The 8,389-nt window shown below is 27.6% G+C and carries 6 protein-coding genes; all 6 read left to right on the top strand.

The window, feature by feature from the left end:
* On the top strand, positions 1-1,026 hold the full coding sequence (locus ACRCZX_RS08760) for a M50 family metallopeptidase (RefSeq protein WP_438582548.1): 1,026 nt from the start codon (positions 1-3) through the stop codon (positions 1,024-1,026).
* Positions 1,027-1,040: 14 nt separating this feature from the next.
* Positions 1,041-1,649 (top strand): TetR/AcrR family transcriptional regulator, encoded by a 609-nt coding sequence (locus ACRCZX_RS08765; protein ID WP_438582549.1) that lies wholly within the window; start codon positions 1,041-1,043, stop codon positions 1,647-1,649.
* Positions 1,650-1,807: 158 nt separating this feature from the next.
* Positions 1,808-3,193, top strand: coding sequence for a sigma 54-interacting transcriptional regulator (locus tag ACRCZX_RS08770; RefSeq protein ID WP_438582550.1), 1,386 nt, complete (start codon positions 1,808-1,810; stop codon positions 3,191-3,193).
* Positions 3,194-3,223: 30 nt separating this feature from the next.
* The gene (locus ACRCZX_RS08775; RefSeq protein ID WP_438582551.1) at positions 3,224-4,972 is read left to right on the top strand and encodes a peptidylprolyl isomerase; all 1,749 of its coding nucleotides are present in this window, start codon (positions 3,224-3,226) and stop codon (positions 4,970-4,972) included.
* A 154-nt stretch (positions 4,973-5,126) separates the two neighbouring features.
* Positions 5,127-6,908 carry a DNA primase gene (dnaG, locus tag ACRCZX_RS08780; protein ID WP_438582552.1) on the top strand — a complete coding sequence of 594 codons (1,782 nt, stop codon included), beginning with the start codon at positions 5,127-5,129 and terminating at the stop codon, positions 6,906-6,908.
* A gap of 43 nt (positions 6,909-6,951) precedes the next feature.
* A complete protein-coding gene (gene rpoD / locus ACRCZX_RS08785) occupies positions 6,952-8,190 on the top strand; it encodes an RNA polymerase sigma factor RpoD (protein ID WP_438582553.1) in 1,239 nt (412 codons plus the stop codon).
* Positions 8,191-8,389: the final 199 nt, after the last annotated feature.

Below are 8,389 nucleotides of genomic sequence, written 5' to 3' on the forward strand. Positions count from 1 at the left end.
ATGGATATATTAATAGCATTATTACTATTAGGAGTAATAATATTTATACATGAATTAGGACATTTTTTAGCTGCTAGATTTTTCAAGATGCCAGTTTCAGAATTTGCAATAGGAATGGGACCAGAATTATATTCATATTATACAGGAAAAACATTGTATTCAATAAGGATAATACCAATCGGAGGATTCGTAAATATTGATGGAATGGAAATAGATAGTAAAGTTGAAAATGGTTTTAATAGCAAATCTCCATTGGCAAGATTTACTGTTTTATTTGCAGGTGTTTTTATGAACTTTATGCTAGCATTGTTAGTAATAATTGGAGTTACATTTTATTCTGGAAAAGGAACTCAAAATACTAATCCAGTAATAGGAAATATAATGAAAGATGCGAAAGCATCAGTAGTATTAAAAGAAAATGATATTATAAAAGAGATTTCAGGAGTTAAAATAAATAAGTGGTCTGAAATTGGCGAAACAATAACAAAAGTTTCAGCTCAAAAAGAAATCTTAGATGTTTTAATAGAAAGAGATGGAAAGTTATTGTCAGTTATAGTACCTTTAACAAAAATAAGCCCAGACAGAGCACCGATGGTGGGAATAGTTCCTCAATATAAATTTGAAAAATACAACTTCGGTGAGGGAATGAATCAATCATTTAAAGTATTTGGAGATATTTTTAAGAATACTCTTGGTGGAGTAAAAATGTTAGTAACAGGCAAAGTTAAAGCAAAAGATATAAGTGGACCAGTAGGAATTGTGAAAGTAGTAGGTGATGCTAGTAAAAGTGGAAGTTCTGGAATATTAGTATGGTTGTTAGCATTATTATCAATAAATGTAGGAATATTTAATTTGTTGCCTTTTCCAGCATTAGATGGTGGAAGAATATTATTTGTAATATTAGAATTAGTAGGAATAAAAGTTAATAAAAAGCTAGAAGAAAGGTTGCACACAGCAGGAATGATATTATTATTTGGTTTAATAATATTTGCAACTGGAAATGATATGCTTAATATTTTTAAATAGAGAGGATAAAAAAAATGACGAAAAAAGAAAGAATAAAAAGGACGGCAACGATACTATTTGCTGCAAAAGGAATTAGAAATACAAAAATAGAAGATATAGCAAATGTTTTAAATATGGCAAAAGGTGGGTTTTATTATTATTTTAAAAGTAAAGAAGAGTTATTGCTAGAAATAATGGATAACTCTGTTATTAGTAGAAAAGGATTTTTAGAAGAAGTAGGGCATCTAGATATACCTTTTGAAGTTAAAATGAAAATGATAGTAAAAAGAAGAATAAACTTAAAAGATGATAGATACAATCTTTTCTTATTTGCAAAAATATATGAAAATGGTGAGATTAGTTTAACTTATGATGATTATATGAAAAGAGACGTTATTTTAAGTGAATTTTTATATGCAAATTCACATGAAATAAAAGAAGAGTTTAGAGATGATATAGAGAAGATAAGAGTAATGTTAAGTTCTTCGTTAACATCTTTATTGTTATACTTGATAAATAAAACAGGTGTAGAAGTAACGGATGAAGAAAGTTACAAAAGAATGGTAGAAAATTATAAGAAAATCGATATAGAAGCAGAAGTAGAAACATACTATGCTATGTTTTTAAAATCATTAATAAAATAAAGTGTATAAAAAAGGAAAAAACTCCAAAAATTAGAAGAAATGTTTAGAGTCAAACTCTTTGAAATAATCTAGAACAGAGTTTTTAAAAAAAGTCTTGAAAAAAAACAATTTATCAATTATAATACATTGTTAACGAAAATAGAAAACAGGAGGAAAAAATGAAAAAATCAATATTAGTGGTTTCAGAAAGAAAAGAAACATTAAAACAAGTAAGAAAATCTTTTTCAGAAATTTATGAGATAATAACATTTAATAATTTATTAGATGCTTTAGATATGTTAAGAGAAAGTGATTTTGATGTGGTGTTATTAGACGAATACTTAACTTGGTTTAGTTTCTCAGAGGCTAAAAGAAAATTAAATGGAATAGGTAAGGATTTTGTAGTGATTGGATTATTAGATGAGGAAAATGAAGCTTTAATCCAAGAAATGAAAGAAGCAGACATCTATAATTACTTATTAAAACCTGTAGATATAAAAGAGATGAACAGAATAATGATACCAGCTTTAAGAAATTTAGAGATTGTAAAAGAAAAGAGAAAATTAGAGGAAAAACTTTCTGACAGTGAAGATGAAAATGAAATCATTGGTCAATCAACTAGAGTAAAAGAAGTAAAAAATCTAATTGAAAAAGTTGCTGAAAGTGATTTGACAGTTTTAATAACTGGAGAAAACGGAGTAGGTAAAGAGTTAACAGCAAAAGAGATCTTTAGAAAAAGTGATAGAAGAAAAGAAAACTATATTACAATATCTTGTGCTTCATTACCAGAAGATTTAATAGAGAGAGAGTTATTTGGATATGAAAGAGGAGCTTTCTTAGGAGCAACAAGCAGTAAAAAAGGAATATTAGAAGAAGCCGATGGTGGAACAGTATTCTTAGATGAAATATCTGCAATGGATTTAAAAGCTCAATCTAAAGTATTAAGAGTTATTGAGTATGGAGAATTCAGAAGAGTTGGAGGAAATAAATCTAGAAGAGTAGATGTTAGATTTATAGTTTCAACAAATAAAGATTTAAAAGAAGAAACTGAAAAAGGTAAATTCAGAAAAGATTTATATCATAGACTTACAGCTTTCCCTATAGAGGTTGCACCTTTAAGAGAAAGAAAAGATGATATACCTATGTTAGCAAATTACTTCTTAAATAAAATTGTAAAAGATTTAAAAAGAGATATTCCTGTAATTTCAGGAGATGCTATGAAGTATTTAATGGAATACTCATACCCTGGAAATATTAGAGAATTAAAAAACATGATTGAAAGAATGGTAATACTATGTAATGATAGAACTATAGATGTAGAAGATTTACCACTAGAGATAAAAATGAAATCTGATACAGTAGAAAATAAAACTGTAATTGGAGTAGGACCTTTAAAAAATATATTAGAGCAAGAAATCTATGCTTTAGATGAAGTTGAAAAAGTTGTAATAGCTATGGCTTTACAAAAAACAAGATGGAATAAGCAAGAAACTTCTAAGCTTTTAGGAATTGGAAGAACAACTCTTTATGAGAAAATAAGAAAATATGGACTAGATACAAAATAATTTACAAAATTTTTCGGAGGGGTTAAAGAGATGGCAATTAGAAAATTTAGAAAAAATATGAAACCTGTTATTTGGATAATAACAATATTATTCTTAATTAGTTTGATAGCTGGTTATTCAATGTCATTTAAGAGCAATTCTATGAATTCACAGCTTGCTTTTAAATTGAATGGAAAAAAAGTTTCGATGATGGATACACATAGATCAATGGGGATGATGGCTGAAAATTACAAAAGATATTTAGGGCCAAGTGTTGATTCAGAAATGATGAACGTAATAGCTTTTAATGAAGTTATAAATAAAAATCTTTTACTAGAAATAGCAGAAAAATTGAAAGTAAAAGTTTCAAGTTCAGAAGTAAAAGAGCAAATGGATCAAATTAAAGCGTCGTTCTCTACAAAAGAAGAGTTGCAAAAAGCTCTTTTAAGTCAGGGTTATACAACTAAAACTTTAGAAAAAGAGATTAAAGAAAGCTTAACTTTACAGAAGGTTTCAGAAGGAATAGGAGCTGAAGTTAAAGTAACTGCTGAAGAGATAGCACTATACTATGATGACTATAAGTTCACAACATTTGCTGGACAATCTTTAGAAAAAGTTAAAACTCAGATAGAAGAAGAGTTAAAAACACAAAAAAAAGCTGAAGTTTATGCTGAAGAAATGACACTAGCAAGATCAAATATGAAGTTAGAAAATTTAGATAAAAGTTTTGAAAATTATTTAGAAAAAGAAGATTTCAAATTTGATGGAGTTACAGTTACAAATGTAGAATATGCTAAAAGAGTATTAAATGCATTAGCTATGACAAAAGGAGAAGTTGAAGCTGCTAAAGAATTAGCAAAGTCTTCAATCGAATCTGAAATAAAATTAGTTAAAGCAGCTGAAGCTAAAGGAATAAAAATAGGAACTACTTTACCTTTAGACTTACAAGTTGCAAATGCAGTAAAAGATTTATACTCTAAACTAAAATCAGAAGTAACTTTTGAAGAGAAAGATTTAATAGCTTTCTTTGAAGAGAATAAAATAAATTATGATGTACAAAAAAGTGCTAGTGCAGATATAGCAATCTTAAAAGTAGAACCAACTTTAGAAGATAATGAAAGAACGAAATTAAAGGCAGAAGAGTTATTAAAAAAATTAACTCCGCAGAATTTCGCAGAAATGGCTAAAACTAATTCAGATGGACCTAGTGGACCAACTGGTGGAGCTTTAGGAACTTTCAAAAAAGGAGATATGGTAAAACCATTTGAAGAAGCAGCTTTCTCAGGTAAAGTAGGAGAGATATACCCAGAGGTTGTTAAAACTCAATTTGGATATCATATAATATTTGTTGAAGATAAGAACGAAGAAAAAGGAACAGTTAAAGCAAGTCATATATTAATGGTTCCTGAACCTTTAGAAGAATCTTTAAATGAGAAAGCACAAGAAGTTTCAGAAATTATAAAAGACTTAACTAACAAAACAATAACTTTTGAAGATCTAAAAAATGACAAAAAATTTATGTTCTCTGAAAATATAAGCTCGATAACTGAAGAGGGGTATATTCCAGGTTTAGGATATAACGAAACTTTAGCAAAAGAAATATATAGTTCTAATTTAGATGAAATTAAATTTATAAAAGAGCAGAAAGATTTTATTCTTTATAAGAAAACTCTTGAAATAAATGAAACTAAAGCTCAATTTGAAGACTTTAAAGATAAAGTAAAATCTGACTATATAAATTCTAAAGCTCAAGAAGCATTAAGAGAAATAGAATTAAGTACACAAAATATAAAAGAATAAATATAAAAAGAAGGATAAGTAAATCCTTCTTTTTTATTTCAATTTTGTAAAAAATAAATTGCATATTTACTAGAAATATAATATAATTTAGAATAGAGCATTTTGCTCTCAAATATTTTTTACTTATTAGGCCTTAAAGATCAGGAGAATACTAATGAAATATAAATCAGAAGATGTTGATTTATTGTTGCAACAATTACATATTGAAGAGGTTGTAGGAGAGGTTGTAGACTTGAAAAAAACAGGTGCAAACTATAAGGGTTTATGTCCATTTCATCAAGATAATAATCCATCGTTTGTAGTAAGTCCAAGTAAGAACATTTGTAAATGTTTTGTTTGTGGTGCTGGAGGAAATCCTATAAAATTCTATTCAGAGTATAAAAAAATATCTTTTGTTGAAGCAGTAGAAGAATTATCAAAAAAATATAATGTCGCAATAAAAAAAGTAGGCAATACAAATGTCAATGAAGATAGAGAATACTATGATATTATGGAAGAAGCTCACAACTATTATAAAGAAGAGGTATTTAAAAACACAGCTAGAGAAGCTTTAGAGTATCTATCTAAAAGAAAAATAAATCCAAAATTAATAAAAGATACAGGTATAGGATATGCACCAAATTCTTGGACAGCACTTTATGACCATCTTTTAATAAAAGGCTTTTCAAAAGAAAAGATATTTCAATTAGGATTAGCAAAACAAACTGAAAAAGGAATCTATGATTCATTTAGAAATAGAATTATCTTTCCTATTTATTCAGTAAGTGGTAGAATAATAGCCTTTGGAGGAAGATCTTTAGAAGATCGTAAAGATATACCTAAATATATAAATTCACAAGAAAATCCAATATTTAGTAAAGGAAGAAACTTGTATGGTTTTATTCAAAAAGGTAGCAATATAAAAAAGAAAAATTATTCCATTCTAATGGAAGGGTATATGGATGTACTTTCAGCTCATTCTTATGGATTTGATGTAGCATTAGCTCCTTTAGGAACAGCATTCACAGATGAGCAAGGAAAACTATTGAAAAAATATACAAATAATGTTATCTTATCATTTGATATGGATGATGCAGGTCAAAAAGCAACAGAACGAGCTATAATAGTTTTGAAATCACAAGGTTTTAATATAAGGGTTTTAGTTTATAAAGATGCAAAAGATCCAGATGATTATTTGAAAAAGTATGGGAAAGAAGCTTTTTTAAAAGTTGTTAAAGAATCACTCGAAGCATTTGATTACCTTTATGTTAAATATTCGTCAGAGTATAGTTTAGAAGATCATATGTCTAAACAAAACTTTATAAATAGGTTTAAAGAATTTTTTCAATGTTTAGAAAATGACCTTGAAAGAAGTTTATATATGGATAAATTATCAAAATCTTTAAGTATAGATATAGATATATTAAAGTCTATTTTGGTAATAAATAATAAAAAAAGAGTTAAAATTACTTATGAGAAAAAAGAGGAAACTAAGGAATTAGACGAAAAAGGATTGTATAACTTAGAAAAGTTGACTTTAGCTTTAATTCTTTCTCAACCCGAGTATTTTAATGACTTTAAAAATAAAGATATAAAAAGTAGTTTAGGGAAAAAAATATTCAACTATGTGGACTTTCTAGAAGAAAACAATGAAAAAAGTACTAATATAATAAAAGATATAATTTTAACAGGAAATCTAACTGATAAAGAGGAAAAGGAGTTGGTAAATATATCCTTGCTTTCTATAGATGATTTTTCTAAGAGATTAGATATTGAAAAAGGATTTCAAATTATTTTTATGTCATGGTTTATACTAGAATTAAGAGATGTTTTAAAAGAAAGAAGGGATTTATTAAAACATATCAAGTTGAAAAAAATAGAGGATAAATTGAAACAAGATATAGAGTTCAATAACCTTCGAGCATTGTATGTTGAGTTTAAAAACATGGGTGCGTAAAATTTTGAGAGATAATTTTATTCAATAGAGGAGGCTTCAGCTAATGAAGGAGTTTATAAAAAATGAAAAGGTGTTAACTTTATTAAGAAAGGCAATGGAGACTAAAGTAATAAGCTATGAAGAGATAAATAGCAAATTAGGTTCAGATTTTCCGCCAGAAAGAATAGAGTTTTTAATAAACGGAATGACAGAGCAAGGAATTAAAATTGTTTCTTTAGCAGATGTTAAAAAGCAAGAAGCTACAAAAAAAAGTGCAGATGGAAAAAAAGATTCTAAAAAAATTATAACTCCAATAGTAAGAAAACCTAATGTTGATTCTGATGATGATGATGATGATGATGAAAAAGTTACTAAAACAAACTCAGAAGATTTCGATTTTAATCCAGACGAAATAGAAGAAGTTACAGAAGACGATTTGTCAAATGATGATTTATTTAGCATCACAGGTGAAATGGAAGTTGATGAACCTATAAAGATGTATCTAAGAGAGATAGGTCAAATTCCACTTTTAACTCATGAAGAAGAGTTAGGGTATGCAAAAGCAGCTCTAGAGGGTGACGAGTATTCACAACAACAATTAATAGAAGCAAACCTTAGATTAGTTGTAAGTATAGCTAAAAAGCATACAAATAGAGGATTAAAATTACTAGATTTAATTCAAGAAGGAAATATAGGTCTTATGAAAGCTGTAGAGAAGTTTGAATACAGTAAAGGTTATAAGTTCTCTACATATGCAACATGGTGGATAAGACAAGCTATAACAAGAGCTATTGCTGACCAAGGAAGAACAATACGTATTCCAGTTCATATGATAGAAACAATAAATAAAATTAAAAAAGAAGCTAGAATTTATCTTCAAGAAACAGGAAAAGATGCTACACCAGAAGTTTTAGCAGATAGATTGACTATGGAAGTTGAAAAAATTAAAACTATCCAAGAGATGAATCAAGATCCAATATCATTAGAGACTCCAGTTGGAAGTGAAGAGGATAGTGAATTAGGAGATTTCGTAGAGGATAATAAAATGCAAAATCCGTATGAATTAACTAACAGAACTTTACTTAGAGAGCAATTAAATGATGTTTTAAAAACTTTAAGTAGTAGAGAAGAACAAGTTTTAATCTTTAGATATGGTTTAAATGATGGAGCTCCAAAAACTTTAGAAGAGGTTGGAAAAATATTTAAAGTAACTAGAGAAAGAATCAGACAGATAGAAGTAAAAGCTCTTAGAAAATTAAGACATCCAAGTAGAAGAAAGAAATTAGAAGACTTTAAAGTATAGTAATATGGGGGAGAATTATGCCCCCATTTTATATTTTATAAAAAAAATAAAAAAAGAAAGAAAGAATCTGTTAACTAAAGATGAAAAATAGGTCCAATTCCTAAAAAAGGGATAAAGATTTTCGACTTGAAATATTTTTGTAAAAAAATGATATCACAAAAAGACATAGCTTGTCTATGCCTTAAAAAGAATATTCTTT

This window comes from Cetobacterium sp., from assembly GCF_051658645.1.
Classification (GTDB): Bacteria; Fusobacteriota; Fusobacteriia; order Fusobacteriales; family Fusobacteriaceae; genus Cetobacterium_A.